We start from the raw sequence: 26,240 nt of genomic DNA on the forward strand, positions 1-26,240 counted from the left end.
GCGGGACCTCGGCGGTGTTTCGGCGCAGGTCAGATCATCGCGACGGGGTCGAGACGCCCGGCGAGGTAGCGGGCCCGGCACTCGCCGCGTCGCAGCTTGCCGCTGGTGGTCTTGGGTATGCGGCCCGGTTCGACCAGCAGTACCGCGCCCGGCAGCACCTCGTGCGCGGCCGCGACCGCCGCGCGGATCCGGCGGGCGAGCACCGAGAACTCGGTGGGTTCGACGACTTCGACGGTGCTCAGTTCCGCGACCACCACGAGGTCCTCTCGGCGTCCGTCGTCGTGCCCGAACACCGTCACGTGTCCCGGCCTGACCTCCGGCGCGCACGCCTCGACCGTCGCCTCGATATCGGGCGGATAGTGATTGCGGCCGTCGACCACCACGACGTCCTTGCGGCGACCCGCGATGTAGAGCTGGTCGTCGAACCAGAAACCGAGGTCGCCGGTGCGCAACCAGTGCACGTCGCTGCCGGCCAGGGCGGCATGGAAGGTCTCGGCGGTGGCGTCGGGCCTGCCGAAGTAGCCGTCGCAGACATTGTCGCCCGCCACCCAGATCTCCCCGACTCGGCCGGTCGGCAGCTCGACCTGGGTGAGCGGGTGCACGATCCGCACGTCCTGTCCGACGGGCACGCCGCAGCCGACGAGCGCCGCGCCGCCGAACGGTTCGTCCCCGGGCACCAGCGCGACCACCCGGCCCTCGGACAGCGCGGCACGGTCGAAGCGCTGCGCCACCGGCTCTTCGTCCCGGGCGCAGACGGTGACCGTCAGCGTGGCTTCGGCGAGCCCGAAGCCGGGCGTGTGTGCTTGCTGCCGGAAGCCGTAATCGAGGAAGGCGGTGCTGAATTCGTCGAGCGCCTCGGCGCGCACCGGCTCGGAGCCGTTCAGCAGCAGATCGAGCCCGGACAGGTCCAATCCCGCCCGCTCCTGCGGCGTGGTCGCCGAAACCGTCAGGGAGAGACCGAAGTTCGGCCCGCCGGTGATGCCGACCCGATAGTCGCTGACGGCACGCAGCCAGCGGATCGGCCGCTTCACGAACTCGGCGGGCGCCATCGTATAGCCGGGCACGCCGCAGTAGAGCGGGAGTGACAGCCCGAGGATCAGACCCATGTCGTGGAAGAACGGCAACCAGGTCAGAATGGGCTTGTCCGGTGTGGGAGCCAGCGCGTGGCACAGCTGTTCCAGGGCCGCGGCCATGTTGGCGTGGGTGACCTGGACGCCGGTCGGCGCCTGCGTCGACCCGGAGGTGTACTGCAGGTAGGCCAGCGTGCCGCGCAGCGGGTCGAGCACGGGCGCTGCCGAATTGCCCGGTGGCACGGCGGTGGTCACGGACACGTCGGGTGGCAGCCGCACCACTTGGCCGAGTCCTGGTCCGAGCACCGCCGGACTGGTCACGTCGCTGTGCGAGAGCAGGGCGGCGGTCGGTCGGGCGTCGGCGAGCACGGCGTGCAACCGCTCCCGGTTCCGCGTGCCCGCGGCCGGAAACAGCGGTACCGCAATGCGATTGCTGTACAGGCAGGCGAGAAACGCGACGGCGTAGTCGAGTCCGTGCGCACAGAGGATGGCGACCCGGTCCCCCCGGCGCGCTCGCGCCGCGCAGTCGTGCGGCGAGTTCTCCTGCCGCGGTGTGCAAACGGGCGTAGGTGATCGAGTGCGGCAGGCGTTCGTGCATCCGGTACCGCAGCTCGGTGTACGCGATGACGTCGGGGTGCGCCGCGGCCTGTTCGGCGACTCGCACGGCGAGACTGTTGCGCATCGGGTCGGTCGTCACGGGACCTCGCACGCCGGTACCGGAGCGACCTCGTCGGTCGTCAAAAGATAGGTGTCGCTGTAGCGCAGCACCTGGGTGAGCAGCCCCGCGCCGCGCCGGGCGGCACCGGTGCGGGGCAGCGCGCTGCCGTCCGGGTCCGCCATCGACCGGTCCCAGCCGATGCTGAGCACCCGGCGGCCGACGTATACCGAGGCCAGCGCGTCCATCGCGGCATTGGCCGCGGCGTGCGCCGCTCTACCCGGCGCGCCGAGCGCACCGGTGGTGGCCGAGCACAGCAGGACGAAGTCGGTCGGGTCGGCGGCGGTCAGCTCGATCAGGTTGCGAGCCGCGTGCAGTTTGGGCGCGAACATCGTGGTCAACTGGGCGGGCGTGACGGCATCGAACGCCGCGTCGGTACCGTCGGCGGCCGCGTGCACGACGCCGCGGATGGTGGAACCGCACTCCCGGATGTCGTTGAGCGCATTGGCGAGATCCGCACGGTCGGCGGCGTCGCAGCGCACGACCACGATCCGGTCCTCCCATCCGTCGAGCAGTGCGGGAATCGGTCGTGGCGCCCGGGTGAGCACCACGACGTCGCGAGCGCCGGAATCGAGCAGCCAGCGCACCGCGATCGAACCGAGTACGCCCAAACCGCCGGTGACCACGTAGGTTCCGCCGATATCCACGGTGGCCGGGAGTGCGCGGCGGCGCGCGTGCGCGAACCGGCGTACCGCGAAAGTATCCGTGGACAACCGCAATTCGGCCGGTACACCGGGGGCATCGGTGACCAGCAGGCGGCACAGCGCGGGCACGTCCGCGGTATCGGTGTCGGCCCATACCAGCCGCACCGTCCGGTCGGACTCCAGTTGCAGCGACCGCACCAGCCCGGCGATACCGAACGAGGTCGCGAGTTCGCCGAAACGCGGCATCCCCGCGGCCGGGTCTCGTGGTGCCGGTAGCACGATCGTCACGGTGCGCGGGTGCGCCGCCGCGAGTACCTGCTGGAGCAGCACCAGCACGTGGCCGACGGACGCCGCGCTGTCCGTCACCGCAGTGCCGTCGAATTCGACAGCGGCCGAACTGGTTTCGGTCCAGACCAGGACCAGTGCGGCAGGTCCGTGCGCGAGCGCCGCCGCGACCAGCGGCCGCGCTGCCTCGGGTCCGTGTGGAATTCGATCGGTGGGCACTACCGCGCCGAGTGCGGTGCTCAGCCGGACGGCCAGATCCGAGTCGCCGATGATCAAGGCGCGCTCGACGAGTGGGTCCTGGGCCAGGCCCGGGAGATCCCCCCGGCTGCCATGTCTCCTGACGGAACGAGAACGGGCGCTCGACGGGCCGCGGTGCGTCGACGGCCGGAATGTCGGGTGCCGCGAACCGGATCCGCACGCCGGAGAGGGCCAGACACGGAACACCATGCTGGTCGGTGCCGATCACGTCGCCGAGCAGGCCGGTCGTGCTCCGCGTGCGCAGGAACGCGTGCGCCTCCAGCACGGTCCGGCGGGGTTCAGCAGAGAGCCAGGCCGATTCGATGCCGACCGGCAGCGGGATCGCGTCGGCCGGTGCGTCCTCGTACCCGGTCGCCGCGAGTAGTTGCAGACAGCCCTCGACTGTTGCGGTGCTGTGCAATTCGGCGGCGTCGAACAGGCCGACGGCCCGCTCGGGGCCGAGCGCGATGCCGCGCAGCACGCGCAGGCGCGGACCGTAAGCCAAACGCCGGCACTGCAACTCGTCGTAGAACGCCGCGGGCGCGACGACCCGCATCCGGTGCCGCCCGGCCCGGTTGATATCGACCACCCGCATCCATGCGACGATATCCGCGGGTGTGGGGTCGCCGCCCAGCCGGGCCGAAGCCAGCGCTCCGCCGTCGGTGACCTCCGCCCGCAGACTTCCCGCGCTGTCGAGGGCGCGGTAGTGGACCCGGGCCAGCACCCCGAATTCGGCCTGCTCGTGCACCACGAAATCGCTCAGCACGGTCGCGTCGGCACCCGCGTGCCGAAGCAGGATCCGCAGCCAGAAGGACGCGGGCACGGTGGGCGTGTCGCACACCACGTGATCGACGAGATCGTCTGCGGGCAGGGTCGGTTCGGCCGGCTGCGGGTCGGGCAGCGTGCGTGGCCTGCGCCAGATCCGTCGCGGCGCCGCGACGAACGGCCCCTGCGCGGACCACTCGATCGGCCGTCCGTCGAGGTGCAGCCGTGCCAGACAGGCGAGAAAGTCACCGGCCTCGTCGGCGCGGGTCGCCACCGGGTACACCGCATCGCGGAAATCGGGATAGGCCCGGACCGCCGGGCTCAGCACGGGTTGCGGCGCGATCTCCACGACCGTGGTCACGCCGTCCACCGCCGCGTGCGCCAGCGCGGCGGCGAGTTGTACGGTGCCCGAGGCGTTCTCGGCCCAATACCGGCCGTCCGCCGCCGGGCCGGTGAGCACCGCGCCGTGCCGGACCGTCGAATACATGGGTGTATGCGGTGCCGCCGGACGCAGATCCGTGAGCGCGTCGAGGAAACCCGTGGGCACAGTGCCGGTCCGGCCGTGCGGGTCGGCATCATCGGTGAGGCGTCGGGCGAACATGTCGCGGCGCTTGGCCCGACGGATCACGGTGTCGATATAGCGGGCACTGCCCGTGACGAGCACGGCCCGCGGACCGTTTACCGCCGCGAGGTGGACCTGTCCGCGCAGCGGCTCGATCAGCTTGGCCGCATCCTCCGGGGTGGCGGTCAGCAGGGCCGCCGCGGTACTGCCCGGCGCGGGCAATCTGCTGTGCTGCACCACGATCCGGGCGGCATCGGCGAGCGGCAGTGCACCGCTGACCGCGGCCGCGGCCAGCTCGCCGAGCCCGTGTCCGGCCACGGCGTCGGGCCGAATCCCCCACGCCGACAGCAGTTCCGTCAGCGCCACCTGGAAGGTGAACAGCGCGGGCACGACGAGCGCGCTCGGGTGCGCGCCGCTCGCGGCACGGCCGCCCGCCGCAGCGAGCGCGAAGCCGTGCTTCGGTGTCCAGCTGCGTGGGCCACCCGCCGCGACGATCGTCTCGGCGGTCTCGGCCAGTGCGGCGGCGAAGACGCGGTGCCGGGCGGCGAGCGCGCGGCCCATCGCGACGTGTAGTGCGCTCTGCCCGGAAAACAAGAACAGCAGACGGCCCGGCCGTCGTGCCGAGGACGGGCCCAGCACCGCGGTGCTCGCCTCGCCATGCGCCAGCGCGTGCAACTGCGTCATCGCGTCGTCGCGGTCCTGGGCCAGGACCACCGCGCGCGTCCGCTCCGGTATCAATCGTGCTGTGGCCGCGGCGAACTCGCGCACCGAAGCGCCCGCGGCGCCGGCGCGCTCGAGCCGCATCGCGTAACGCTGGGCTTGCGCGCGGAGTTCGGCATTGTCCCGGCCGGTCACCGGGATCAGCACCGGCGGCTCATAGCCGCGATCGGCGCCGGTGGCCTGGCTGCCGCGCAACACCACCTCGGCATAGGTGCTGGCGCCCGCGCGGACGCTCACCCGGACGAGCGCTGCGGCGGCCGCGGGTGTCTCGGCCGCATCGGGCGCGAGCGGGCGATCGCCGTGATAGACCCGGAGGGCGGCCTCGATCAGCTCGCCGACGGTCGCGACGGGCGGTGCCGCCGCGCTGCTCACTCGCTCCGGCGCAGCCCCGGCGTGGCCGTTCGAACCGAAGGCCACCTCGGTGATCTGTGCGTACTGGCGATTACCGTCGCGGGCCGCGTCCGCGGTGCGTTGCAGGATCACCACCGCGCAGTGGTCGGGCTCGGTGCCGTTGGCCTGAATCTCGTTGGTCGACACGGGATTCGGTGGCGGCGCGGTGACATCGCCGACGATGGCGAACGGTACCGACGCGTCGTCGAGTAGCCGTACCGCCATGCCGAGGGCGGTCAGGAACGACGCCTGCGCGCTGTCCAGCGTGAGGCTCGGCCCGTGCAGATCCAGCGCCGTGGACAACAGGTCGGCCGGGCCCGCGCCCGCGCCGAAGAGCACGGCGGCGCTGGAACCCGGTGCCCGGTAACCGATTCCGGCGTCGTCGAGCGCCTCGACCGCGACCGTCATGGTCAGCCGCTGCGGTCCGGCCATGGCCGCGTGCTCGCGCGCGGACAGGCCGAACCAGTCGTGGTCGAACGGCTCGATGCCCGCGGCGGCGCCCGGTGGCCGGGTGTGCAGCATTCGCCAGTATTCCTCGGCGCTCGCGGCCCCGGAAATCCGGCAGCCGATGCCGACGATCGATACCCCCGCTGCTGTCATCGCATCGCGAGATACTCGACCAGTCGATCGATGTCGGGGTGGTCGTAGATCGTCGCGAGCGAGATCTCGACCCCCATGGCGTCCTCTAATAGCGCCGTGAGCCTGGCCAACTGGTGGAGTTCAAGCCGAGATCGGCGAAGGGCGCGTCGGTGGCGACGGTGGTCGCGTCCACGCCGAGCAGTTCGGCCACCGCCGTGACCGCCGCGGTGGTGAGCGTCACACGCCGACTGTGCACCATTGAGCTCCGATCCATCCCAACACGCTCGACCCCCGTTACGACGACTTCATGCCGGTCGCCCGGGCACCCCCAGCGATTATGCCGAGATATCCGACGGTGGAGAAGAGTCTTTTGCTCGGCCTTCGCTCCGGACCCGCGCACGGTCGGCACGGGCCCGGTCGAGCGTGCGGCGATCAGCCGGCGCGCAGTTCGATCCGCAGGCCGTCCTTGGTGCAGGCCGAGGGCGTGCGGGGGTCGGGTTGGGCGTGGCACTGCCAACCCTGGACGGTTTGCGCGTCGGTGTTGCTGACGGTCTGCGCGTATTCGGTTGCCACATTGACAGCTTCGGTGCAACCGACGCGCCCGGCCGGCGTGCCCGGGGCGATGACGGTGCGGGTGCCGCCGCCCGCGTCGGTGACCGGGCCGCAGTTCACGTCCTCGACGATATTGCCCGGGGCCGGGGTCACGCTCGGATCGGCGGCGTCCTTCGTCGTAGCGGCCGGAGTCGCGAGGGTGGCGGTGCGAGCCGGATCGGCGGCAGCGGAGGTGGCGTGGGCGGAATGGTCGGTGTCGTTCGTACCGCAACCGGTCGCCGCGCCGACGACCGCGAACGCGGTGGCGGCGCAGACCGCGAGGTGGGTGAGTTGCACTGTGCTGGCTCCTGATCTCGAGGCGACTACCGAGTTCCGTAGCCGTGGTGTTGCCGAGCCGGGGGAACGGTAAACCTGATGGTGCCGAGCCGCACCGGACCTCAGCGGCGCGCGAGCAACTCCAGCGCACGCGCGGCGGTGAGCGAGCCCGCGGTGGTGAGTTCGAGGTCGGCCAGCGACGACTCGTGTGCCGCCGGGTCGGCCGCGGCCACGCAGTCGGCCACGGGATGCACGGTGAAACCCAGATCGGTGCCGTGCCGCGCGGTTTGTTCCACGGTCAGGTTGGTCGCGACCCCGGTGAGGAACAACGTGTCGATGCCGCGATCGGCGCACCAGGCGGGCAGCTCGCTGCCGGCCAGTCCGGACAGCTTCTGATTGTCGAACACCGCGGACGGTTGTCCCGCCATCTCCGGGATGATCTGGCTACCAGGCGAATTCGGTCGGAATTCGGTCTGCGCCGCGGCGACCGAACGCATGAAGCCGGTGTTGCGCACCAGCTGACCCTCGCCCACCGGGACGGTGAAGCGGGTGAACAGCACCGGCACATCCTGGGCCGCAACCGCTTCGTGGAAGCGCACCGCCCGGTCGAGCACGCCGGAGGCGGCCACCGGCGCGGCGAGCATCGGCCCGAAGAAGCCTTCGGGCTTGATCACGTTCACCTGCCAGTGCAGCGCGAGGACGGCCGCGCGGATACGAGGAATCGCCATCCGACCGACCGTACCTCAGCGCAGCGCGGTCAGGATGAATAATCCTTGCGCAGTTGTACTTTCACGACCTTGCCGCTGGCATTGCGGGGCAGTTCCGCGACGACCACCAGATCCTTGGGATGCTTGTACCGCGCGAGATTCTCGTTGAGGAAACCCGTCAGTTCGTCGAGGGTCAGTTCGTCGTCGGGACGGTGCAGCGCGACGACCGCGACCGGGACCTCGCCCCACTTCTCGTGCGCCCGGCCGATCACCGCGGCCTCGCGAATCTTGGGATGGCCGAAGAGCACGTTCTCCACTTCGGCGCAGTAGATGTTCTCGCCGCCGGAGATGATCATGTCCTTCTTGCGGTCGACCACCCAGATGAAGCCCTCCTCGTCCTGGCGCACCAGGTCGCCGGAGTGGAACCAGCCGCCCGCGAACGCCTCCGCCGTGGCTTCGGGCTTGTTCCAGTAGCCCTGCATGAGTGTCGGTCCGCGATAGACGATTTCGCCGATCTCGCCGGGGGCGACGTCGTTCATCTCGTCGTCGACGATGCGGGCCTGGATGGTCGGGATCGGCTTGCCGACCGAGCCGAGCTTGCGCAGCGCGTCCTTGCCCTCGAGCACGCAGGTGATGGGCGACATCTCGGTCTGCCCGAACACCGCGACGTTGAACGCGTTCGGAAAACAGTTCGCCATCGCCCGCAGGACCGAGTCGGAGGCGGGCGCGGCGCCCCAGCTGAGTGACTCGAGCGCCAATTTGCGGTCGCGGACTGTCGGTTCGGCGCAGATCGCCTGCCACTGCGCGGGCACGCAGAACGCGCCGGTGGCCTGTTCCCGTTCGACCGCATCGAGGAATTCGGTGGCGTCGAAGGCGCCGAGCGGATGTAGCACGGTTTTCGCGCCGAGCACGAAATTGGCCGCGAGACTACCGAGTCCGGCGATGTGGAACAGCGGCGAGGTGCAGAAGGCGATCGACTCGGAGGTGGCCGCCAGCGCCCGGATCACGGTGAACGCCTGCGCGTTCATGTTCGCGTAGGACAGGATCGCGCCCTTCGGGCTGCCGGTGGTGCCCGAGGTGTACATGATCAGCGCCGGTGTGTCCTCCGGGATGTCGAGCGGCGTGTGCGGGGCGCCGTCCTCGGCGAGCACGTCCTCGAAGCCGAGGACGCCGTCCGCACTCGCCCCGCCGATCACGAAACATGTTTCCAGCGTGTCCGATTGGGCGAGCACCGCGGTGGCGAGCGGTTGCAGCAGGGTGTCGGTGACGATCGCCTTCGCGCCGCTGTCGCTCACGATGTAGGCGACCTCGGGCGGGGTGAGCCGGAAATTGACCGGGACGGCGATCGCGCCGAGCGCGTTGATGCCGAACACGGTCTCGATGTACTCGGGGTAGTTCAACGCGAGGATCAGCACCCGGTCGCCGAAGCCGATGCCGCGGCGGGCCAGCGCGTCGGCGAATTTCGACGAGCGTTCGTGCAGCTGCCGCCAGGTGGTGTCGGCGCCACGGAACCGCAGCGCGACCGCGTCGGGCCGCATCTGCGCGTGCCCGGCGATCTGGTTGTTCCAGTGATTGCGCCGCGACCGGAGCGGCTCGTCGAGCGCGGTGCTCACCCGCCCCGACTGCGATCCACCATGCGCACCGATGGTCATGCCACGAACTCCTCTCGGACCGCCGGTGAGCGTCTGCCACGATGGCCGACCGCGCCGACGGCTGAACGACCGCAGAATAGCAAGTAACTTATCGCACAGACAAGGCTTGCGGAGCTGAACCGCCGTTAATCCGGCCAAAGCGGTGTCGCGTCGCAGAAAGTGCAACTGAGCTGGATTTTTCCTGCTTATGGGCTTGCTGCGCACCGCGCGCGAAGGCCATCGGAGATGTTGAACCATGCGAATGACGGCTCACTTAGGAGTTGAATACGAGTGGATTCTCGTGTCACGATCGTCGCGTACGGGCGAACCGGACCGCCCGCGCGAGCAGAGGAGAGCGCAATGCTGCGGACCAGGTTCACCGAGACCTTCGGGGTGGAACACCCGATCGTGCAGGGCGGCATGATGTGGGTCGGCCGGGCCGAACTCGTCGCGGCCGTCGCCAACGCGGGCGGGCTCGGGTTCATCACCGCACTCACCCAGCCCACCCCCGAGGACCTGCGTCGCGAGATCGCGCGCACCCGGGAGCTGACCGACAAGCCGTTCGGCGTGAACGTCACCATCCTGCCCTCGATCAACCCGCCGCCGTACGCGGAGTACGTGCAGGCGATCGTGGAGAGCGGCGTCAAGATCGTCGAGACGGCGGGCAGCAACCCCGAGCCGTTCCTGCCCTATTACAAGGACGCGGGCATCAAGGTGCTGCACAAGTGCACCAGCGTGCGGCACGCGCTCAAGGCGCAGCGGATCGGCGTGGACGGCGTCAGCATCGATGGGTTCGAATGCGCGGGTCACCCCGGCGAAGACGATGTCCCCGGCTTGATCCTGATCCCGGCCGCGGCCCGGGTGCTGGACATCCCGATGATCGCCTCGGGTGGTTTCGCCGATGCCAGCGGCCTGGTCGCGGCGCTGGCGCTCGGTGCGGACGGCATCAACATGGGCACGCGCTTCCTGTGCACCCAGGAATCCGCCGTACACCAGAAGGTGAAGGACCAGATCGTCGCGCACAGCGAGCGGGACACCCAGTTGATCTTCCGCACCATGCACAACACCGCCCGCGTCGCGGACAACGAGATCAGCCGCAAGGTCGTCGAGATCGAAAAGGCGGGCGGCACGTTCGACGATGTCCGTGATCTCGTCGCGGGCGCGCGGGGTCGTCGCGTCTTCGAAGAGGGCGACCTGGACGCGGGCATCTGGAGCGCGGGACAGGTGCAGGGCCTGATCCACGACATCCCCACCTGCGCTGAGCTGATCACCCGGATCGTCGCCGAGGCCGAAGGGCTCATCACCGCCCGGCTCGCCGAAACCGTCGTGCGCGCTTGAGCTTTCGCCGACAGGGCGTCAGAGCATGTCCTTCGCCGTCATCCAGCGCATGGTGAACCAGCCGCACAGCACCGGCAGCCAGCAGGTCAGCACGCGGTAGAGCAGCACCGAGGGCACGGCGACTTCCAGTGGTACGTCGAAGGTGCCGAGGCCACCGATCAGCGCGGCCTCGACCGCGCCGACCCCGCCCGGGGTCGGCGCGGCGGAGGCCAGGGTGCCGCCGATCATCGTGACGATGGTGACGGTGACGAAGGTGGTGCCGCCGCCGAAGGCCTCCACGCTGGCCCACAGCGCGCCCGCCATGCCGAGGGTGATCGCGGCGCAGCCCAGGATGATCACCGAGAAGCGCTTGGGGTCGCGCGCCAGTTCACCGAGTTCGCCGAGCACCTCCTGCAGCTGCGGGCGCACCGAATTGTTCAGCCAGCGCCGCAATTGCGGCACGAACATGAACGTGCCGATGATCCCGACGCCGACCCCGGCGATGAGGTACAGCACCGTGGCGTCCGGCACGAAGTGGGACAGGTCTGCCGAGGTGCCCGCCGCGATACTGAACACCACCAGCAGGCTGACGTGCGTGATCACCTGCACCGCCTGCTGCAGCGCCACCGCCGCGGTGGCGCGCACCGCGCCGACCCCGCCCTTCGTCAGGAAGCGCACGCTGAGTGCGAGCCCGCCGACCCGGGCCGGGGTGGTGGTGGCCGCGAAGGTGTTCGCGATCTGCATGATCACCAGGTTCCGGAAACTCACCGCGCCCGACGCGCAGGCCCACAGTGCCGCCGCCGCACCGATATACGTCAGGCACGAGACGGCGAGACCGAGCAGCGCCCACCACCAGTTGGCGGTCTTCAACTGGGTGAAGAAGGTCGGCACCGCGCTGATGAACGGGTACGCGACGTAGACGAGCCCGATCAGCAGCACCAGCTGGATGATCTGGTTGCGGGTGAACCGGGTGATCTGCTCGGCCTCGATCCGATCCTGCCCGGTCTGCTTGCGCACCTCCTCGCGCGCCGCGGACAGCGCGCCTTTCCAGTCGGGCACCGACTTGCGCAGCCCGGCGGGCATGGCGGATTTGGTGAGCCGGCTCGCCGCCGCGAGCACCGACTGCCTGCCGAGCGAGTCCAGCGCCGTGCGTACCGCCGGTTCCTTGCCGAAGAGCGCGGTGGTCGAGACCAGCAGTTGCGCGATATCGGACTGCTGCTGTTTGGCCGAGGCGCCGAATTCGGAACTGGAGAAACCGCCGAACAGCGTGGCGCCGTCCTGGATCCGGATCTCGGTCGGGCGCAGGTCGCCGTGCGCGATCTGGCCGCCGTGCAGCGCGTCCAGCCCCTGCCACACGCTCGGTAACTGCTCGGCGGACAGCTCGGTGATCGGCGCGCCCTTGGGCATGGTGTGCGCGTGCAGCATCCAGCCGCGGTCGAGGGCCGCGACGGCGACCGGGGTGCTGCTGGCCAAGCCGAGTTCGTCGACCGCGATCGCCATCAGCGCCCGATGCTCGACGGCGCGATGCATCGAGCCGTGCATCGCCGCGGTTTCGCTGGCCCGGAAGGTGAGCCAGCGCCAGAGTTGGCGCAGCGCACCGAAACTGCGCTGGTTCTTGCCGTACATCTCGACGACGAGTTCGCGTTCGGGCCCGTCGATCGCGGCGGCCAGCACCAGCGGGCCCCGCCCGGCCGGATGCACCACGGTGAATCCGGTGACCGTGTGCCCGCGTTTGGCCAGCACCCGCACTGCGGCGTCGAGGGGCACCTCGAGCGCGGGCGTGCCGACCACGAGCACGATGATCGCGCCGACCAGCCAGCCGACCGCGAGCCCGAACATCGCGCGGGCCGGCACGACGGTACTGACGACCAGGTGGATCGGCGCGAACGCGAGCAGCAGGAACCACAGGTAGCGGCGCGGCCGAGTGGGCAACCACGGACTCGACACCGTCAGCACGGCCGCGAGCATGGCGATCCAGCGCGGGTCGTCCAGGAACTGGGACAGGAAGGTGTCGAGGCGATCGGGTACCTGCAGATGCCATTTCGGCGCCGAGAGGCCGGTGCCGGTGATCGAGAGCAGCAGCCCGGCGGTCAGCCCCGCCGCCGCGTAGCCGGCCAGCAGCTTCCACTGCCTGCCGATGATCAGCTCGATCAGGATGGCGAACGGCAGCGCGAGAATGGCCATGCCGTAGACGAGGTACACCAGGTTGGACTGGTCGGGATTGAGGAAGCCGACGATATTGGAGACCGAACGTTCCAGGGCGAGCCATTCCGGGCGGGTGATCACCGAAGCCGCGATCACGATGGCCACCCACACTGCCGCGAGCACGACGCGGATGATGTCGCTGGTGCGCCGGATCATCGGCTGTAGCAGGTTGCCGGTGACCGGGATTTCCCGCCCGTCCACTCGCATGTGCTGGTCCGCCTCTCCGCGGCTCGTCCGCCTCTCCGTGCCTCAACGTACCGTCGCGGGCCTGCGGAGCACGGCATCGCCGAGTTCCGTGCGTCCCCGGCGAGTTACCGGGCCGCCCGCGACATCGGCTGTCGTGTCCGCCGGGCAAATGTACACACCGGGGCACGGTCGTCCGGGTAGGCAAAACCGTTCTGGGGCAGCGTAGGGCCCGGATTGTGCCCGATGTCACCCTTGCCGGAGTTGAAGCTGACATTGATGTCAGGTCCGACAATCGGCGGTATGGACAACGACCTCTTCGACTACAGCCCGATCGTCGATCGCGCCCCGATCCACTGGCCCGGCGGTGCGCGCGTCGCGTTCTACGTCGGTCTCAACGTCGAGCACTACCAGGTGGATCGGCCGTCGACGAGCATCTTTCCCGGCACCGCGGGATTGACGCCCGATCCGCTGAACTACGGCTGGCGCGACTACGGGCCCCGCGTCGGCTTCTGGCGGGTCGCCGCCGCGCTCGACCGGCACGGCGTCCGCGCCAGCGTGCTGTTGAATTCGGATGTGGTCCAACGCAATCCGCAGCTCATCCGGGCGGGCGTGGACCGGGACTGGGTGTGGCTGGCACACGGGAAGAACAACTCGATCTTCCAGGCGGACATGACCGTCGACGAGGAGCGCGCCTATCTGACCGAGGTGGTCGAGACCATCGAGCGCGGCACCGGCCGCAGGCCGCGCGGCTGGATGGGGCCCGCCCTCACCGAAACCTTCCATACCCCGGCACTATTGGCCGAACTCGGCCTGAACTACGTGCTGGACTGGACCAACGACGATCAGCCCTACCGCCTGAACATCCCCGGAATGCTCAGCGTCCCTTATACGGTCGAGCTGAACGACAACTCGTTGTTCCTCGCCAAGGGCACCAGCGGCCCCGACTTCGTGCGGATCGTCACCGATCAGCTCGACCAGCTCTACGCCGAATCCGCCGAGAGCGGCCGGGTGCTGGCGTTGGCGCTGCATCCCTTCGTGATCGGTCAGGCGTTCCGGGCCAAGTATCTGGACCAGGCGCTCGAGTATGTGGTGAACCACCCCGGCGTGTGGACGACCACCAGTGACGAGATCGCGGCGCACTATTCGAGCGCTTCGCCCCTTGCCGAATCCGGCTAGGCCGAAGACGATCAGGTCGGACAACCGATGCCCAGGAGGCAGCTATGGCTGAAGCAGACCAGGATCTGACCGGCAAGACGGTGGTACTGACCGGCGCGAGTTCCGGTATCGGCGCGGTGGCCGCCGCGCGCCTGGCGGCCCGCGGCGCCACCGTCGCCGTGGTGGGCCGTTCCCCGGAACGGACGGCCGAGGTGGCGGCCGCGGCGGGTGCCGACCATTTCCTCGCCGATTTCGCCCGCTTCGACGAGGTGCGCAAACTCGCCGACCAACTGCTCGACCGGTACCCGCGGATCGACGTGCTGGCCAACAACGCGGGCGGTTCGTGGCCGAAGCGGACCGCCACCGTCGACGGCAACGAGCTCACCTTCCAGGTCAACCACCTCTCGCCGTTCCTGTTGACCAGCCTGCTGCTCGACCGGCTGGTGCAGTCGTCGGCCAGGGTGATCAACACCTCCAGCATGACCTACCGGATGGCCCGGCTGGATCTGGACAAGGTCAACGCCACCTCGGGCTCGTTCAACCAGATGGGCGCCTACGCCGCGTCCAAGCTGGCGAATCTGCTGTTCACCCGGGAATTGGCGCGGCGCACCGAGGGCACCGGATTGCGCACCGCCGCTTTCCATCCCGGCGCGGTCGCCACCCACGTGTACGACAACGCCCCGCTCGGACTCGGCGCGCTCATCCGCTCGCCGCTGTCGCGACCGTTCTTCATCCGCCCGGAGAAAGGCGCGCAACCGTTGGAGCACTTGGCCACCACCGCAGAGTTCGACAGCGGCGACTACTTCCACCGCTTCAAGCTGGAGCGGCCGAGCAACAAGCAGGCCGTCGATGCCGTACTCGCCCAGCAACTCTGGGAACTGTCCGAGCGGGTCACCGGCGCGGCCAAGGCCTAGGTTCCGTCGCGGCAGGAACTAAGCGTCGGCGAGTTCGGTGTTGATCCCGACCCCGAACACCCCACCGGTGAGCGTGCTGCTCTGATCGAGTTCGATGATCGCCCGCGCCACCTGCTCGGTCGGCACCAGCGCCGGAAAGGTCGTGGGCGCAATGGCATTCGCGCGCACGCCGAACTCGGCGAACTCGGCCGCGATGTTGCGGGTGAGCTGGTTCAGCGCCGCCTTCGACGCGGAATACAGCGTCTGCCCGGGATACACCTCCGAGCCGGAGATGCTGGAGACGTTGACGATATTGCGGTTGCGCGCGCGGTTCTCGGGCCCGGCGTGCATCCAGGCCCGCTGCCCGAGCCGGGCGCACAGCCGAAGTGGCACCGCGACATTCAAGGTGAAGTGCGGATCGAACTGTTCCAGTGCGGCCTCGCCGTCGACGATGCCGCGCGGCTGCAACTGCACGTGGGCGGCATTGTTGACCAGCAGGTCGACCCCGCCGTACCGCGCCAGCGCGAGGTCGACCACCCGCTCGACCTCACCCGGCTGGGTGAGGTCGGCGCGGATCACGAACAGGCGCGAATCATTCTCCGGCACCGGCTTCTCCGGCTCCAGCGGATCGACGAACCACTCCAGCTGGGACGGGGCGGCCGGGGTGCGGGTGTGGCAGACCGCGACGATGTCGTAGTCGGTGTAATAGGAGCGGCAGAACAGATCGCCCAGGGTGCCGCTGGCACCGGTGAGCAAGCAGACCCGGCGGTCACCAGTAGACAATGTTGTCTCCTCCCCAGCGCTGTACCGCGTCCTCCTTGGTGCGGTGCACCCACATGACCACGCTACTGCGCTCGCGCCGGTTGTTGCCCGCGAAGGTGTGCCAGGTCCGCGGCGTGACCTCGAACAGGATCAGCGAATTGTCCAGCGGCGGAACCAGAGTCAGGTTCGGCATGGTCTCGCCCTCGGCGAGGTTGTCGTACAGCGCGGTCTCGCCGCCGTCGCCGGGCTGCCAGTCCGGGTTGCCGAAATAGAACAGCACGGCCACCGCCCGCACGTTCGCGCGCGCGGTCACGCCCGGCGGGTGTTCGCCGGTCTTGGTGTCCACCCCGTCTCCCGGCAGCCGCACCTCGTCCGGGCCGGGCGGATCGCCCGGGAACCAGGCGGGATTGAGGTCGTTGTGCGGCCAGCCGTACGGCGCGCCCGGGGCGTGGTGATGCACCGACCCTTCGACGTCGCCCGTCGCGGTGACGCCCGCGACCCCGGCGACCAGATCGTGCCATTCCCGCGAGGTGAACACCGCGAACGGGCCGTCCCGCAGTTCGGCGAGCCCGAGCCCGTCCGCACTGTAATTCGCGGCGACCCTGCCGAACCGGTCCGCCTCCTCGCGCCGGACCCGGCTGAACTCCTCGGTGAGTCGCTGATAGAACTCCGGCACGAACACGTCTCGCGCGTACACGTGCGGGAACGGCTGGGTGCGGCGGATCCAGCGCCGATGGGCGAACAGGTCGGCGAACCACTGCGGCACCGCGGGCGCCGCCGTCGAGATCGACTCCGTTGTCACCAGCACTCCCTCCCGAACGAACCTCTGGCGATCATATGCCCGGTTCCGGGCAGTGGCGCCGGGTGTTCGTTTTGTGCGGCGGTCGCAGCCCTGGTGCCTGCCGATACGGTTGCGGTTCCGCCGAACCCCCTCGTGTTCCGGAGGTCGCGACCGGGCGACTACGCGCTCGCGGCGACGGGCGTCCTGGCCTCCACCTGCGGGCTGGTCGCCGGCTGTCCCGTGGGCCGCGCGCCGGCGAGCCGGGACGCGAGGAAGGCGAGATAGGCGATGAAGCCGACCGAGCCGATCGGCCTGCTCCGCCGGAAGGTGATCGCGAGCCCGAGCGCCATCTCGGTGAACCCGTTGCGATAGGTCCAGCGCCGGGTCGCGCGCGGGAACGCTCGCGCGGTCAGCGGGTCGAACGCGCGGGGCGCGGTGAAGTGGGCCGCGCCCGTGCCCGCGAGGCCGAGCCCGAAGGCGCGCGCCCGGACGCTGTCCGGTGGTCGCTGGATCCGTACCACCGGACGCGGTGTCGCTGTGTTCGCCGCGATCGCTGTGCGCCCTGTGCGACGGCCGAAGATTTTGCGGCGCATGTTTCTCCTCTGGGTGCGAGCGCTGAGCCTGCGGGGGTCTCTGTCGGTGTGCCGAGTACCGACGATAACACTGTCCCAGACAGACTTGCCAGGGCTCTGCCCGCACCGAGAAAGCCCGCACCGAACCGGTGCGGGCGTCCGAAGGCGATAGTCAGCCGACCGACATCTGCCGGTCGTCCGCGTCGGCCCGGCGTTTGCGGACGGCGGCCAGATCCACCGGCCGGTTCGGGTCGGGCGTCTCCACCGCCTCCAGCGCTTCGGCGAGCATCGGCAGCCAGCGCAAGATCTCGTCGCGGAACGGTCCCTCGGTTTCGAGCTGGCTCAGCACGCCGACGAGGGTGAGCATCGAGCGGGCGAACGGGGTGAAGTAGGCGGGCATCGTCATCTCGCGCACGACGTTCGTCAGCCGCGGATTCGTGGTGCGCAGCACCTGCTTGCGCAGCCACGGCGTGGTCATCCGGTACGTCGCGTGCTTGAGCGGTTCGCTGCACGGCGAGACCGCTTTGAACAGCGCCTCGCTGTCGAAGCTGCGGCCGGTCGCGACGAAGCCGTGTCGCCGTGTCGCCGCCTCCAGCTCCACCGGACCCCCGCTGGCGAAGGCCTTGAAGTAGTCGATCGTGAGTTCCGCGAAACCCTCCGGTGGCCAGGCGCAGCAGGCGCCGAAATCGACCACGCCGAGCCTGCCGTCCGGCAGCACCCGGAAGTTGCCGGGGTGCGGGTCGGCATAGAGCAACCCGTGCCGGCCCCAGCCCGAGGTGACGAAGCGCAGCATCAGCATGCCGACCCGGTCGCGTTCGGCCTGGGCGCCGGTGGCCACGATCCTGGTCACCGGCGTGCCCTCGACCCATTCGGTGATCAGCACGTCGCCGCGCTGGGCGACCACCTGCGGCACATAGAAATCGGGATCGTCGGTGTAGGCGGTGGCGAAGGCGCGCTGGTATTCGGCCTCCGCCGCGTAGTCGAGTTCCTCGCGTACGCAATCGCAGATCGCCTCGGTGACCGCCTTGACGTCGGCGCCGGGCAGGAAGACGGTGGCCAGCAGCGAGATTCGCCGCAACTGTTCGAGGTCGCCCTCGACGGCCTGTCGGCCGCCGGGGTACATCACCTTGACCGCGACCTGTCTGCCGTCGTGCCAGACCGCGCGGTGCACCTGGCCGAGCGAGGCGGCCGCGGCCCGGCGATCGTCGAACTCCTGGAAATGCCACCGCCAGTTCTCGCCCATGCTTGCGGCGATGGCCGCGTGCACGGTCTTCGGCAGCATCGCGGGCGCCGAATCCTGCAGCTGGCTCAGCGCGATCCGGTACGGCTCGGCGATCTCCGGCGGCAGCGCCAGCTCGTAAATGGCAAGCAGCTGGCCGAGTTTCGCGGCACAGCCCTTCAGCTCCCCGAGCACCTCGAACATGTGTTGCGCGGTGCGCAATTGGATGTCTCGATTGACTTCTTCGGCCGATCTGCCGAGGGCGCGCTTGCCGACGCCCGCGGCCTGCCGTCCGGCGAAGGCCACCGGCAATGCGGCGAGCTTGGCATTGCGAATAGCGGCGCGAACTGGCGGTTTGCCATCGGGCCTTGCTGTGAACAGGCGTGTACGCCGTCCCGTGGAACTCATGTCAGAACTGTCGCCGCTGCGCCGGATTGCCATGACTCACCTCACACTGTGCGCGGACCAGTGTCGCATACGTGCAGTCTGGCAGAGTAGGCCTTAGACTGTCTGGGACGTATTCGAACGTAGTCGAAAGGTGACTTCGATGGGAGCCCAGACGGTAGTCGCGGACGTTGCCGATGAGTTGGCACGCCGGGTTGCCGCGGGGGAGTATCAGCCGGGGGACCTGATGCCGTCGGTGCGGCAGGTGGCCGAGGAATTCGACATGAACCGGGCCACCGCGCAACTGACGCTGGGGCGGCTGGAGTCGAATGGCTTCGTCGAGGCGCGCCGTGGCAAGGGTTTCACCATCCGCGACGTCCGCGAGGCGGGCGGGGTGGATGTGTACCGGCAGCTGTTCCGTTTTTCCGTAGCCACGCCCGAGGTCGCGAGCGAGATGTTCCGCGACATCGTCGAGGTCGAGCGCGGCATCGTGATGGAGACGTTGCTGGCCTACACCGGCAGCGCCCAGGAAATCGATCCGGCACTGCTGAAGGCCGAGATCGACAAGCTCGAAACGCTGGCCCGCCAGGACGCGCCGGACCTGCGCGAGATCCTCGCGATCGAGGTCGCCCTGGTGCGCAGGCTGCTCACCGCGCTCGGCCTGTCCATGCAGCGCGCGATCCTGAACTCGATCGGCGAGATGGTGCTCGAGGTGCCCGAAGCGGTCGAGGCGTTCTTCGCCGGCGCGCCGGACCTGCACGTGCTGGTCTGGCGGGCGCTCGCGGCGGTGTGGGATTCCGGGTCCGGACCGTCCGACGCGCAGGTCGCGTTGTTCGAGGATTTGTTCGGGATGTACCACGAGCGGGTGGTGTTGCGGTTCGACGAACTCGTCGGCGTGACCGACGGGCATTCCGGCGCGGACCACGCGGCCACCGCCTGAACAAACCTCGTTTCCGCGTGATTGACCCACTGTCCCAGACAGAATAGGGTGAAGATCACGCAGCGAAGCGAGGTAACCATGGCAGGCAGCAGGCGTACGGGGTTGGCACGGTCGGCGAAATTGGCCAGGCTGCCCATGAGCATCATGGCCCGCCGGGTCACCGCCACCGGTCGCGCCATGATGACCGGCGCATCCCGTGGCGAACTCGACGACGAGCTCATCGACAAGGCCGCCGACCAGGTGTTCGCCGTGCTCGGTGAGCTCAAGGGCGGCGCGATGAAACTCGGTCAGGCGCTGAGCGTGGCCGAGGCCAGCATCCCGCCCCGCTTCGCCGATCGCTACCGCGAGGCGCTCACCCGGCTGCAATCGCAAGCCCCGCCGATGCCGACGACCGCGGTGCACCGCATGCTCGCCGAGCAGCTCGGCACCCGCTGGCGGGAGCGATTCACCAGTTTCGACGACCGGCCGGTCGCGGCCGCCAGCATCGGGCAGGTCCACCGCGCGGTCTGGCGGGACGGACGCGACGTCGCAGTCAAGGTCCAGTACCCCGGCGCCGACACCGCCTTGCTGTCGGACCTCAAGATGCTTCAGATGTTCTCCGGTGCTTTCGGTCTCATGATGCCGGGTGCGGACACCAAAGCGCTGATCGCCGAGTTCATCGACCGCACGGCCGACGAACTCGACTATCGGATCGAGGCCGATCATCAGCGCCGCTTCGCCAAGGAGTTCGCCGACGACCCGCACTTCCAGGTGCCGCGGGTGATCGCGAGCGCGCCGAAAGTGCTCGTCTCGGAATGGCTGCAGGCCACCCCGCTGTCCGCGATCATCGCGAACGGCAGCAAGGCGCAGCGCGATCGCGCGGGCGCACTGCTGGTGGAGTTCTCCCTCTCCGCGCCGGTGCGGGTCGGCTATCTGCACTGCGATCCCCATCCCGGCAACTTCCAGCTGCTCGACGACGGCCGCCTCGGCGTCATCGACTTCGGCGCGTCCATCGCGTTGCCCGCGGGCATTCCCGCGGTGATCGGCGAGCTGGCCCGCTGCGCCGTGCAGCAGGACTACGACCAGCTCGTGCTTGTGCTGCGGGACAATGGTTTCGTGCGCGCCGGGCACGAGCTAGAGCTCGGCCCGATCGAACGGCTGGTCGCGCCGATCGTCGCGCAGATCAACGGCGAAAGCGTGCACATCAGCCGGGAACTGTTGCAGGGGCACACCGCGCGCGCCCTCGACCTGAAGAACGTGTCGCTGGTCAACACGCGGGCGGTGAAGGCGCCCACCGAGATTCCCGAACTGGCCATGCTGGGCCGGGTGTTCGCCGGTGTGGTGGGGGTCTGCGCGCAACTCGATGCCGAGGGGCCGTTCCTGGAGTCGGTCGCGCGTTGGTTGCCCGGTTTCGCGGCGGACGGTGCGGCGGCCTGACCGGTCCGGGCGTGGTGGGGGTACCCAGTTTTCAGCGCTCGTTGCACGGTCCCCAAACGGTGGGCAGGAATTGTCTGAGACAATATAGAACCTCGGTTCGGCTCTGCTCGCAGCGAAACGGAGGCGTGCTCCTCCTGCGCGGATGATTCACTGGGCAGTAGACAGAAGTCTCCATTGCCCACACCATATTTCGGCCTGCAACCGCTTCCCGCAATCGAGGCGCGTTGCTCGAATAGTTGGTATCGAACGCTTTTCGCGCTGGCAATGACCACTGCAGGTGGCTGGCGTCGGCGAAGCCGGGACATCCATGACCGTAGTAGCGTGCGGACAGGGTACGGGAGGTGTTGGCACCAAGCAGATCCGACGCTGCTGGGACGCCATCGAGTGCGACGTCACTGACGGTCGCCGATAGCATGCTCGCCGACGGTGAAGCGATCATCGGGGGAGAAATTGCGGGATTCATCCAACCCAGACAGCTGGTCGAGTCGCAGCCGCGATCCACCGCACACGTCACGAGGGCGGTCGGCGGAGTGCTCAGCGATTGCCGACGGTGACCGCAGCGAGCACCAGCGCCGCCACGATCAAGGCCGCGAGTACCGCCAGGATCAACAGGTTTCGGCCGGAAGGCGTGTCCGTGCGGACCAGGTTCGGGCATTCGATCGAGGGGTGTGCCGCATCGGCACAGCGACGATTGGCGCACGGGTACATGCCGAACCTCCGGAAGAAATCAGATCCGAGTGCTTAGCCCACGCAGGCTCCAGCGTGCCACCGGACGGGCCAGCGGCACGAAGAGTTGCAGCGGTAACAGCGCGCCGAAGCGCGGCCGCACCGCGAGCGTCCACGTGAGAGTCGTGTCACCGGAACCGTTTCCGTGAAGCTCGTATTCCTCGGTGAGCGACTTCATGACAAACGGTACCGAGGACTTCGTCGCGGTCAACGCGAGCCTATGTCCTTCCTCCCTGGCGATCACCCGCTCCTCCCCCGCGACCAGCAACCCGTCGAACACCCGCGTGGTGCCGACGGCCCGGTTGTCGTCGCGGTAGCGCATGCCGTTGACCAGCGGCAACCAGGAGAACAAGCCGTTGGTGTCGAGCGCCGCCCACACCCGGTCGCGCGGTGCGTCGAAAGTGTGCTCGGCGGTGACGACGAAGGCAGCTTTGTCATCGACGAAGCCGCGCAACGCCTTTGCGGACACCGGCTCTAGCGGGTTGCCGCCGCCGGCGAGCAGGGCCTTGACCCATCGGCGGGACACGATGAGCGCCACCAGCCCGGCGAGCGCTGCGACGACGAGCACGAGGGCGACGATGGTGAAAAGCTTTGTCATCCGGACACTCCCAGTACTGTGCTGGCGAATACGGCGGGCCGCCAGGCGTAAATCCCCTACGCGCTTCGGCAGCGAACGCGTGGCCCAGAGTGTACACTGTCTCAGACAGTAATAGGTGGCTGTCGGCCCCGGGTTGGGGCAAGACACCCGGTGCGGTACTCGTACAGGCGTACCGTTTTTCTCATGACCGTCGCATTCGAGCCGCTGCCCGCGATCCCGCTGGAATCCTGGCGGCCGGCCAAAGAGACCCTGCACCGGTTCGCCCAGGTCGTCGGCAAGGTGGCGCTGGCCGCAGGCATCAGGCGCAACCACTGGTGGCATATGACCTACCGGCTCACCGCACGCGGCTGGACCACGGTGCCCCTCGGGTCCGCGCGCTCCGGGCCGGTGTTCACCTGCGCGTTCGACTTCTTCGATCACGTCCTGCGGATCGCGACCGATCAGGGGGTCGAAGCCGAGATCGACCTGGTCGACCAGTCCGTCGCCACCTTCTACGGCGCGGTGCGCAACGGGCTGCGCGACCTCGATGTGCACCTCACACTGGCGCACCCCTACCCGTTCGACCTGCCGGACGCGGGACGGCCGTTCGAGGACGACGACGAGCACCGCCACTACGACCCGGACAAGGTGCGGCACGCGTTCCGGGTGCAGAGTCAGGTGGGCCGGGTGCTCGAGGAGTTCAGCGCCACCTATTCGGGCAAGATCAGCCCGGTCCAGCTGTTCTGGCACACCTTCGACATCGCCGTGCAGCGGTTCTCGCCGCGCCATGTCGAGCTGCCCGACTCGGTGGATTCGGTGACCCGCGAGGCGTATTCGCGCGAGGTGATCAGTTCCGGGTTCTGGTTCGGTGACGACAAGGTGCCCGAGCCGACCTTCTACAGCTACACCGCGCCCGAACCGGCCGGGCTGGCCGAGCGGTCGCTGACCCCGAACGGCGCCCGCTGGGTCGCCTCGGGCGCCGGCCACTCGGCCTACTACGCCTACGACGAAGCCCGTGCGGCGGCCGATCCGGTCGGCGCCGCGCTCGAGTTCTTCCAGTCCGTCTACGCGAACGGGGCGGAGCTGGCCGGGTGGGACACCGACCAGCTCACCTGCTGGGGCGGCATCACCGACCCGGTGCTGCGCGAGAAGGGCTGGCCGGAATGGCCGGAATGATCAGCCGTTGAGTTTGCTGAGGCGATCGCACGCCTCGACGTACTCCTCGATCAGCCGGCCGACCACGTCGGCGGAGCGTTCGACCCGCTGCATCATGCCGACCACCTGGCCGACCGGATTGAAGTTCACATCCTTCGCCGCCTCGGGGTACCGGTGCCCGCGCTTGACGCCGTCCAGCGCCACCATCATCTGCAACGGCATGGGCAGCGGGTCGGGCGTGTCGGCCTGCTCCCAGGCGTCGGTCCAGTCGTTGCGCAGCATGCGGCACGGCTTGCCGGTCCACGACCGGGAACGCACGGTGTCGTGGCTGGTGGCCTCGATATAGGTCTGCATCTGCGCGGGCGGCACATTGGCCTCCTCGACGGTGAGCCAGAGCGATCCGGTCCACGCGCCCTGCGCGCCCATCGCCAGCGCCGCCGCGACCTGGCGGCCGTTGCCGATGCCGCCCGCGGCCAGCACCGGCAGATCGCCGACGGCGTCGATCACCTGCGGCCACAACACCAGTGACGAGATCTCGCCGCAGTGCCCGCCGCCCTCGGTGCCCTGGCAGACCACGAAGTCCAGGCCCGCGTTCTTGTGGTTGAGCGCGTGCTTCACTGAGCCGCAAAGCGCCCCGATGAGCCTGCCCGAATCCTGCACCTGCTTGATCACGTCGTCGGGTGGTGTGCCGAGGGCGTTGGCGACCAGCTTGGCCTTCGGATGCCGCAGGATCACCTCCACCTGCGGGGCGGCGGTGGTCGCCGTCCAGCCGAGCAACTGGTTGTGCCGTTCGCCGTCGGGCAACTGCGGGACGCCGTGGTCGGCCAGGATCTTCTCGGCGAAGTCGCGATGACCGTGCGGCACCAGCTCCGCGAGCTTGGCCTCGAGTTCCTCGGGAGTGAGGCCGTCGATGCCCTTGCCCTCGTACTTGCTCGGGATGACCAGGTCGACGCCGTACACACCGTGCACGTGCTCGTCGAGCCAGGCCAGCTCGACCTCGAGTTCCTCGGCGGTGAAGCCGACCGCACCGAGCACGCCGAGCCCGCCGGCATTGCTGACCGCGGCCGCCACGTCGCGGCAGTGGGTGAACGCGAAGATCGGGAATTCGATCCCGAGCCGCTCGCAGATTTCGGTACGCATGGCGTGCTGGTCTCCCTCGCCGCGGCGTCGCGACGAACGACGCGCAGCTGTCCTAGAACGAGTTACATGATTGTCCGCAGTGGGTGCCGGTCCGTCGCCGGCCTCCGACTCGTCGATTCGGCCGCGAGCCGCAGATATCGCCATGACGCGGCCGCGGCTTCCTCGACGGGTCGGTGCACCATCGTTCGACAGTAACACGTTCTAGTTTTGCTCGGAATGGGTCTTTCAGACGGCGGCTTCCTCCAACTCGGTCAGCGCGTGCTCCAGGTGGTCGAGCAGGCGCGGGAGTTCCGGCACGGTGCGGCGGCAGCCGACCACGCCGAAGTCGAGGTGGTCCGCGGTGGTCGTCAGGGTGAGGTTCACGGCTTGGCCGTCGAACGGAATCGACATCGGATAGGTCGCGTCCAGGCGCGCACCGTTCCAGTACATCGGTTCCCGCTGGCCGGGCACATTCGAAATCACGATGTTGAAGGCGGGCGTGGTCAGCGGAATGAGTCCGGGCAGCAGGCTGAGCGCGAGCGGGCTGAGCATCAGCGCGGACAGTGCCATGGACTGCGTGCTGGACAGCGAACTGTAGACGTCCTTGCTCTTGCGCATGGATTCGCTCACCACGCGCAGCCGCTCCAGTGGGTCGGCGATATCGGTGGCGAGGTTGCACAGTACGGCGCCGACCTTCACACCGTTGGTCTCGGTGTCGTCGGCCGAGCGCAGCGACATCGGCACCATCGCGATCAACGGCTTGTCCGGCAACGCATCCCGCTCGGCGAGATAGGACCGCAGCGCGCCGGACGACATGGTCAGCACCACGTCGTTGACGGTCGACCCGGTCGCCTTCTTCACCTGCCTGATCCGTTCCAGCGGCACCGACCGCACCGCGGTGCGGCGGGCGCCGCCGATCGGCACGTTGAACATCGTGCGGGGCGCCTCGAACGGCAGCGTCAGCTGCTGCTGCACCAGGGCCTGGCGTGCGGCCCGCAGCATGGCGGCGCCGGAGCCCGCGGCGGACAACAGGTTTCGGGCCGCGCCGCGCAGTCCGCCGGCTTCGCCGCTGCTCTCCCGCCGCGGCCGTTTCGGCAGATTCCACGGCACCCGCGGCTGTGCGTCGGCCGGGTCGCCGGTCAGCGTGCGCTGCAGGACGCGCTGCGCGGAGACGCCATCGATCAAGGCATGGTGCATCTTCGAGTACACCGCGAAGCGGCCGTCCGCGAGACCCTCGATCAGGTAGATCTCCCACAGCGGGCGATGCCGGTCGAGCAGTGTGCTGTGCAGTCCGGATGCGAGCTCGACCAGTTGGTCGATCCGGCCCGGGCTGGGTAGCGCGAGCCTGCGCAGGTGGTATCCCAGTTCCACGTCCTCGGCCCGGCTCCAGGCCATTTGCGGGGCGCCGAACAGGGTGGCCGGGTGTTTGCGGAAGGTCGAGTCGATCTCCTTGGCCGCCAACAGCTTTTCGTGGGTGAGCCGGGCGAAATCAGGTCCGGCGTCCTCGGGCGCTTCGAAGAGCTGCAGCGAACCGACGTGCATCGGGTGTTCCCGCGATTCGGCGAGCAAGAAGACGGCATCGACCGGTGCGATGAGTTCCATGGTTGGTCGCCCCCTGACGACAGTGGTGTGGGTTGCAATCGAATCGACCACATTGTCGG

The 26,240-nt window shown here is 69.0% G+C and carries 22 protein-coding genes and 1 pseudogene; 6 read left to right on the plus strand and 17 right to left on the minus strand.

What is annotated here, in order from left to right:
- Nucleotides 1–29: 29 nt before the first annotated feature.
- From NBRGI_RS44765 to fadD5, 8 genes and pseudogenes are all read right to left on the minus strand, one after another.
- Complete coding sequence (locus tag NBRGI_RS44765; protein WP_235211284.1) at nucleotides 30–1,559, minus strand: fatty acyl-AMP ligase; 1,530 nt, start codon at nucleotides 1,557–1,559, stop codon at nucleotides 30–32.
- Between the two features lie 204 nt (nucleotides 1,560–1,763).
- The gene (locus NBRGI_RS49475) at nucleotides 1,764–3,161 is read right to left on the minus strand and encodes an SDR family NAD(P)-dependent oxidoreductase (protein ID WP_081878462.1); all 1,398 of its coding nucleotides are present in this window, start codon (nucleotides 3,159–3,161) and stop codon (nucleotides 1,764–1,766) included.
- Nucleotides 3,133–5,988, minus strand: a pseudogene (locus NBRGI_RS47885) (acyltransferase domain-containing protein); the annotation flags it as partial. The gene NBRGI_RS49475 and the pseudogene NBRGI_RS47885, both read right to left, overlap by 29 nt.
- A complete protein-coding gene (locus NBRGI_RS49480; RefSeq protein ID WP_235211279.1) occupies nucleotides 5,985–6,098 on the minus strand; it encodes a phosphopantetheine-binding protein in 114 nt (37 codons plus the stop codon). The pseudogene NBRGI_RS47885 and the gene NBRGI_RS49480, both read right to left, overlap by 4 nt.
- A complete protein-coding gene (locus NBRGI_RS49485; protein ID WP_235211280.1) occupies nucleotides 6,074–6,208 on the minus strand; it encodes an acyl carrier protein in 135 nt (44 codons plus the stop codon). The genes NBRGI_RS49480 and NBRGI_RS49485 overlap by 25 nt, the downstream gene beginning before the upstream one ends.
- Before the next feature lie 191 nt (nucleotides 6,209–6,399).
- Nucleotides 6,400–6,855, minus strand: a complete 456-nt coding sequence (locus NBRGI_RS45775) for a hypothetical protein (RefSeq protein WP_029903537.1) — start codon at nucleotides 6,853–6,855, stop codon at nucleotides 6,400–6,402.
- A 101-nt stretch (nucleotides 6,856–6,956) separates the two neighbouring features.
- Nucleotides 6,957–7,562: a cysteine hydrolase gene (locus NBRGI_RS41385; RefSeq protein ID WP_029903538.1), complete on the minus strand. Its 606-nt coding sequence runs from the start codon at nucleotides 7,560–7,562 to the stop codon at nucleotides 6,957–6,959.
- 29 nt (nucleotides 7,563–7,591) lie between these two features.
- On the minus strand, nucleotides 7,592–9,193 hold the full coding sequence (gene fadD5, locus NBRGI_RS41390; RefSeq protein ID WP_051728427.1) for a fatty-acid--CoA ligase FadD5: 1,602 nt from the start codon (nucleotides 9,191–9,193) through the stop codon (nucleotides 7,592–7,594).
- Between the two features lie 339 nt (nucleotides 9,194–9,532).
- On the opposite strand from fadD5, the gene NBRGI_RS41395 reads away from it, so the two are divergent.
- The gene (locus tag NBRGI_RS41395) at nucleotides 9,533–10,510 is read left to right on the plus strand and encodes an NAD(P)H-dependent flavin oxidoreductase (protein ID WP_029903542.1); all 978 of its coding nucleotides are present in this window, start codon (nucleotides 9,533–9,535) and stop codon (nucleotides 10,508–10,510) included.
- A gap of 18 nt (nucleotides 10,511–10,528) precedes the next feature.
- On the opposite strand, the gene NBRGI_RS41400 is transcribed toward NBRGI_RS41395, so the two are convergent.
- On the minus strand, nucleotides 10,529–12,901 hold the full coding sequence (locus NBRGI_RS41400) for a lysylphosphatidylglycerol synthase transmembrane domain-containing protein (protein WP_029903543.1): 2,373 nt from the start codon (nucleotides 12,899–12,901) through the stop codon (nucleotides 10,529–10,531).
- A gap of 255 nt (nucleotides 12,902–13,156) precedes the next feature.
- Here NBRGI_RS41400 and NBRGI_RS41405 point away from each other — a divergent pair, with 255 nt between their 5' ends.
- Nucleotides 13,157–14,056, plus strand: coding sequence for a polysaccharide deacetylase family protein (locus tag NBRGI_RS41405; protein ID WP_235211281.1), 900 nt, complete (start codon nucleotides 13,157–13,159; stop codon nucleotides 14,054–14,056).
- A 44-nt stretch (nucleotides 14,057–14,100) separates the two neighbouring features.
- The gene (locus tag NBRGI_RS41410; protein WP_029903546.1) at nucleotides 14,101–14,949 is read left to right on the plus strand and encodes an SDR family NAD(P)-dependent oxidoreductase; all 849 of its coding nucleotides are present in this window, start codon (nucleotides 14,101–14,103) and stop codon (nucleotides 14,947–14,949) included.
- A gap of 18 nt (nucleotides 14,950–14,967) precedes the next feature.
- Here NBRGI_RS41410 and NBRGI_RS41415 read toward each other — a convergent pair whose 3' ends face one another.
- The 4 genes from NBRGI_RS41415 to NBRGI_RS41430 form a co-directional block, all read right to left on the minus strand.
- Nucleotides 14,968–15,711 carry an SDR family NAD(P)-dependent oxidoreductase gene (locus NBRGI_RS41415; RefSeq protein ID WP_051728428.1) on the minus strand — a complete coding sequence of 248 codons (744 nt, stop codon included), beginning with the start codon at nucleotides 15,709–15,711 and terminating at the stop codon, nucleotides 14,968–14,970.
- Entirely contained in the window at nucleotides 15,698–16,492 is a 795-nt protein-coding gene (locus NBRGI_RS41420; protein WP_235211282.1) for a 2OG-Fe(II) oxygenase family protein, read from the minus strand. The genes NBRGI_RS41415 and NBRGI_RS41420 overlap by 14 nt, the downstream gene beginning before the upstream one ends.
- Before the next feature lie 158 nt (nucleotides 16,493–16,650).
- Nucleotides 16,651–17,064 carry a hypothetical protein gene (locus NBRGI_RS41425; RefSeq protein ID WP_029903550.1) on the minus strand — a complete coding sequence of 138 codons (414 nt, stop codon included), beginning with the start codon at nucleotides 17,062–17,064 and terminating at the stop codon, nucleotides 16,651–16,653.
- Nucleotides 17,065–17,215: 151 nt separating this feature from the next.
- Entirely contained in the window at nucleotides 17,216–18,670 is a 1,455-nt protein-coding gene (locus NBRGI_RS41430) for an ABC1 kinase family protein (RefSeq protein WP_235211283.1), read from the minus strand.
- 139 nt (nucleotides 18,671–18,809) lie between these two features.
- Here NBRGI_RS41430 and NBRGI_RS41435 point away from each other — a divergent pair, with 139 nt between their 5' ends.
- Nucleotides 18,810–19,586 carry a GntR family transcriptional regulator gene (locus tag NBRGI_RS41435; protein WP_029903552.1) on the plus strand — a complete coding sequence of 259 codons (777 nt, stop codon included), beginning with the start codon at nucleotides 18,810–18,812 and terminating at the stop codon, nucleotides 19,584–19,586.
- 78 nt (nucleotides 19,587–19,664) lie between these two features.
- Nucleotides 19,665–21,002 (plus strand): ABC1 kinase family protein, encoded by a 1,338-nt coding sequence (locus NBRGI_RS41440; RefSeq protein WP_029903553.1) that lies wholly within the window; start codon nucleotides 19,665–19,667, stop codon nucleotides 21,000–21,002.
- Nucleotides 21,003–21,536: 534 nt separating this feature from the next.
- Here the strand turns inward: NBRGI_RS41440 and NBRGI_RS48425 are convergent.
- Both NBRGI_RS48425 and NBRGI_RS41450 read right to left on the minus strand, forming a co-directional pair.
- A complete protein-coding gene (locus NBRGI_RS48425) occupies nucleotides 21,537–21,710 on the minus strand; it encodes a hypothetical protein (protein ID WP_158440026.1) in 174 nt (57 codons plus the stop codon).
- 19 nt (nucleotides 21,711–21,729) lie between these two features.
- Nucleotides 21,730–22,326 (minus strand): SRPBCC family protein, encoded by a 597-nt coding sequence (locus NBRGI_RS41450; RefSeq protein WP_029903554.1) that lies wholly within the window; start codon nucleotides 22,324–22,326, stop codon nucleotides 21,730–21,732.
- A 183-nt stretch (nucleotides 22,327–22,509) separates the two neighbouring features.
- Here NBRGI_RS41450 and NBRGI_RS41455 point away from each other — a divergent pair, with 183 nt between their 5' ends.
- Complete coding sequence (locus NBRGI_RS41455; RefSeq protein ID WP_029903555.1) at nucleotides 22,510–23,481, plus strand: DUF5996 family protein; 972 nt, start codon at nucleotides 22,510–22,512, stop codon at nucleotides 23,479–23,481.
- Here NBRGI_RS41455 and NBRGI_RS41460 read toward each other — a convergent pair whose 3' ends face one another.
- Together NBRGI_RS41460 and NBRGI_RS41465 are read right to left on the minus strand one after the other, a co-directional pair.
- Nucleotides 23,482–24,600: an NAD(P)H-dependent flavin oxidoreductase gene (locus NBRGI_RS41460; RefSeq protein ID WP_029903556.1), complete on the minus strand. Its 1,119-nt coding sequence runs from the start codon at nucleotides 24,598–24,600 to the stop codon at nucleotides 23,482–23,484.
- A 225-nt stretch (nucleotides 24,601–24,825) separates the two neighbouring features.
- Nucleotides 24,826–26,181 (minus strand): WS/DGAT/MGAT family O-acyltransferase, encoded by a 1,356-nt coding sequence (locus tag NBRGI_RS41465; protein WP_029903557.1) that lies wholly within the window; start codon nucleotides 26,179–26,181, stop codon nucleotides 24,826–24,828.
- Nucleotides 26,182–26,240 lie beyond the last annotated feature (59 nt).

The organism is Nocardia brasiliensis IFM 10847, from assembly GCF_000710915.1.
GTDB classification, from domain to species: Bacteria; Actinomycetota; Actinomycetes; order Mycobacteriales; family Mycobacteriaceae; genus Nocardia; species Nocardia brasiliensis_A.

Bases quoted from the DNA above. Each gene is read 5' to 3' on its own strand.
- NBRGI_RS41430 (WP_235211283.1), bottom strand. From the start codon at position 18,670: ATGAGTTCCACGGGACGGCGTACACGCCTGTTCACAGCAAGGCCCGAT.
- NBRGI_RS49475 (WP_081878462.1), bottom strand. From the start codon at position 3,161: ATGGTGTTCCGTGTCTGGCCCTCTCCGGCGTGCGGATCCGGTTCGCGG.
- NBRGI_RS41465 (WP_029903557.1), bottom strand. From the start codon at position 26,181: ATGGAACTCATCGCACCGGTCGATGCCGTCTTCTTGCTCGCCGAATCG.
- NBRGI_RS41460 (WP_029903556.1), bottom strand. From the start codon at position 24,600: ATGCGTACCGAAATCTGCGAGCGGCTCGGGATCGAATTCCCGATCTTC.
- fadD5 (WP_051728427.1), bottom strand. From the start codon at position 9,193: ATGACCATCGGTGCGCATGGTGGATCGCAGTCGGGGCGGGTGAGCACC.
- NBRGI_RS41455 (WP_029903555.1), top strand. From the start codon at position 22,510: ATGACCGTCGCATTCGAGCCGCTGCCCGCGATCCCGCTGGAATCCTGG.
- NBRGI_RS41405 (WP_235211281.1), top strand. From the start codon at position 13,157: ATGTCAGGTCCGACAATCGGCGGTATGGACAACGACCTCTTCGACTAC.
- NBRGI_RS41385 (WP_029903538.1), bottom strand. From the start codon at position 7,562: ATGGCGATTCCTCGTATCCGCGCGGCCGTCCTCGCGCTGCACTGGCAG.
- NBRGI_RS41425 (WP_029903550.1), bottom strand. From the start codon at position 17,064: ATGCGCCGCAAAATCTTCGGCCGTCGCACAGGGCGCACAGCGATCGCG.
- NBRGI_RS41395 (WP_029903542.1), top strand. From the start codon at position 9,533: ATGCTGCGGACCAGGTTCACCGAGACCTTCGGGGTGGAACACCCGATC.
- NBRGI_RS48425 (WP_158440026.1), bottom strand. From the start codon at position 21,710: ATGTACCCGTGCGCCAATCGTCGCTGTGCCGATGCGGCACACCCCTCG.
- NBRGI_RS41400 (WP_029903543.1), bottom strand. From the start codon at position 12,901: ATGCGAGTGGACGGGCGGGAAATCCCGGTCACCGGCAACCTGCTACAG.
- NBRGI_RS41440 (WP_029903553.1), top strand. From the start codon at position 19,665: ATGGCAGGCAGCAGGCGTACGGGGTTGGCACGGTCGGCGAAATTGGCC.
- NBRGI_RS41450 (WP_029903554.1), bottom strand. From the start codon at position 22,326: ATGACAAAGCTTTTCACCATCGTCGCCCTCGTGCTCGTCGTCGCAGCG.
- NBRGI_RS41410 (WP_029903546.1), top strand. From the start codon at position 14,101: ATGGCTGAAGCAGACCAGGATCTGACCGGCAAGACGGTGGTACTGACC.
- NBRGI_RS41435 (WP_029903552.1), top strand. From the start codon at position 18,810: ATGGGAGCCCAGACGGTAGTCGCGGACGTTGCCGATGAGTTGGCACGC.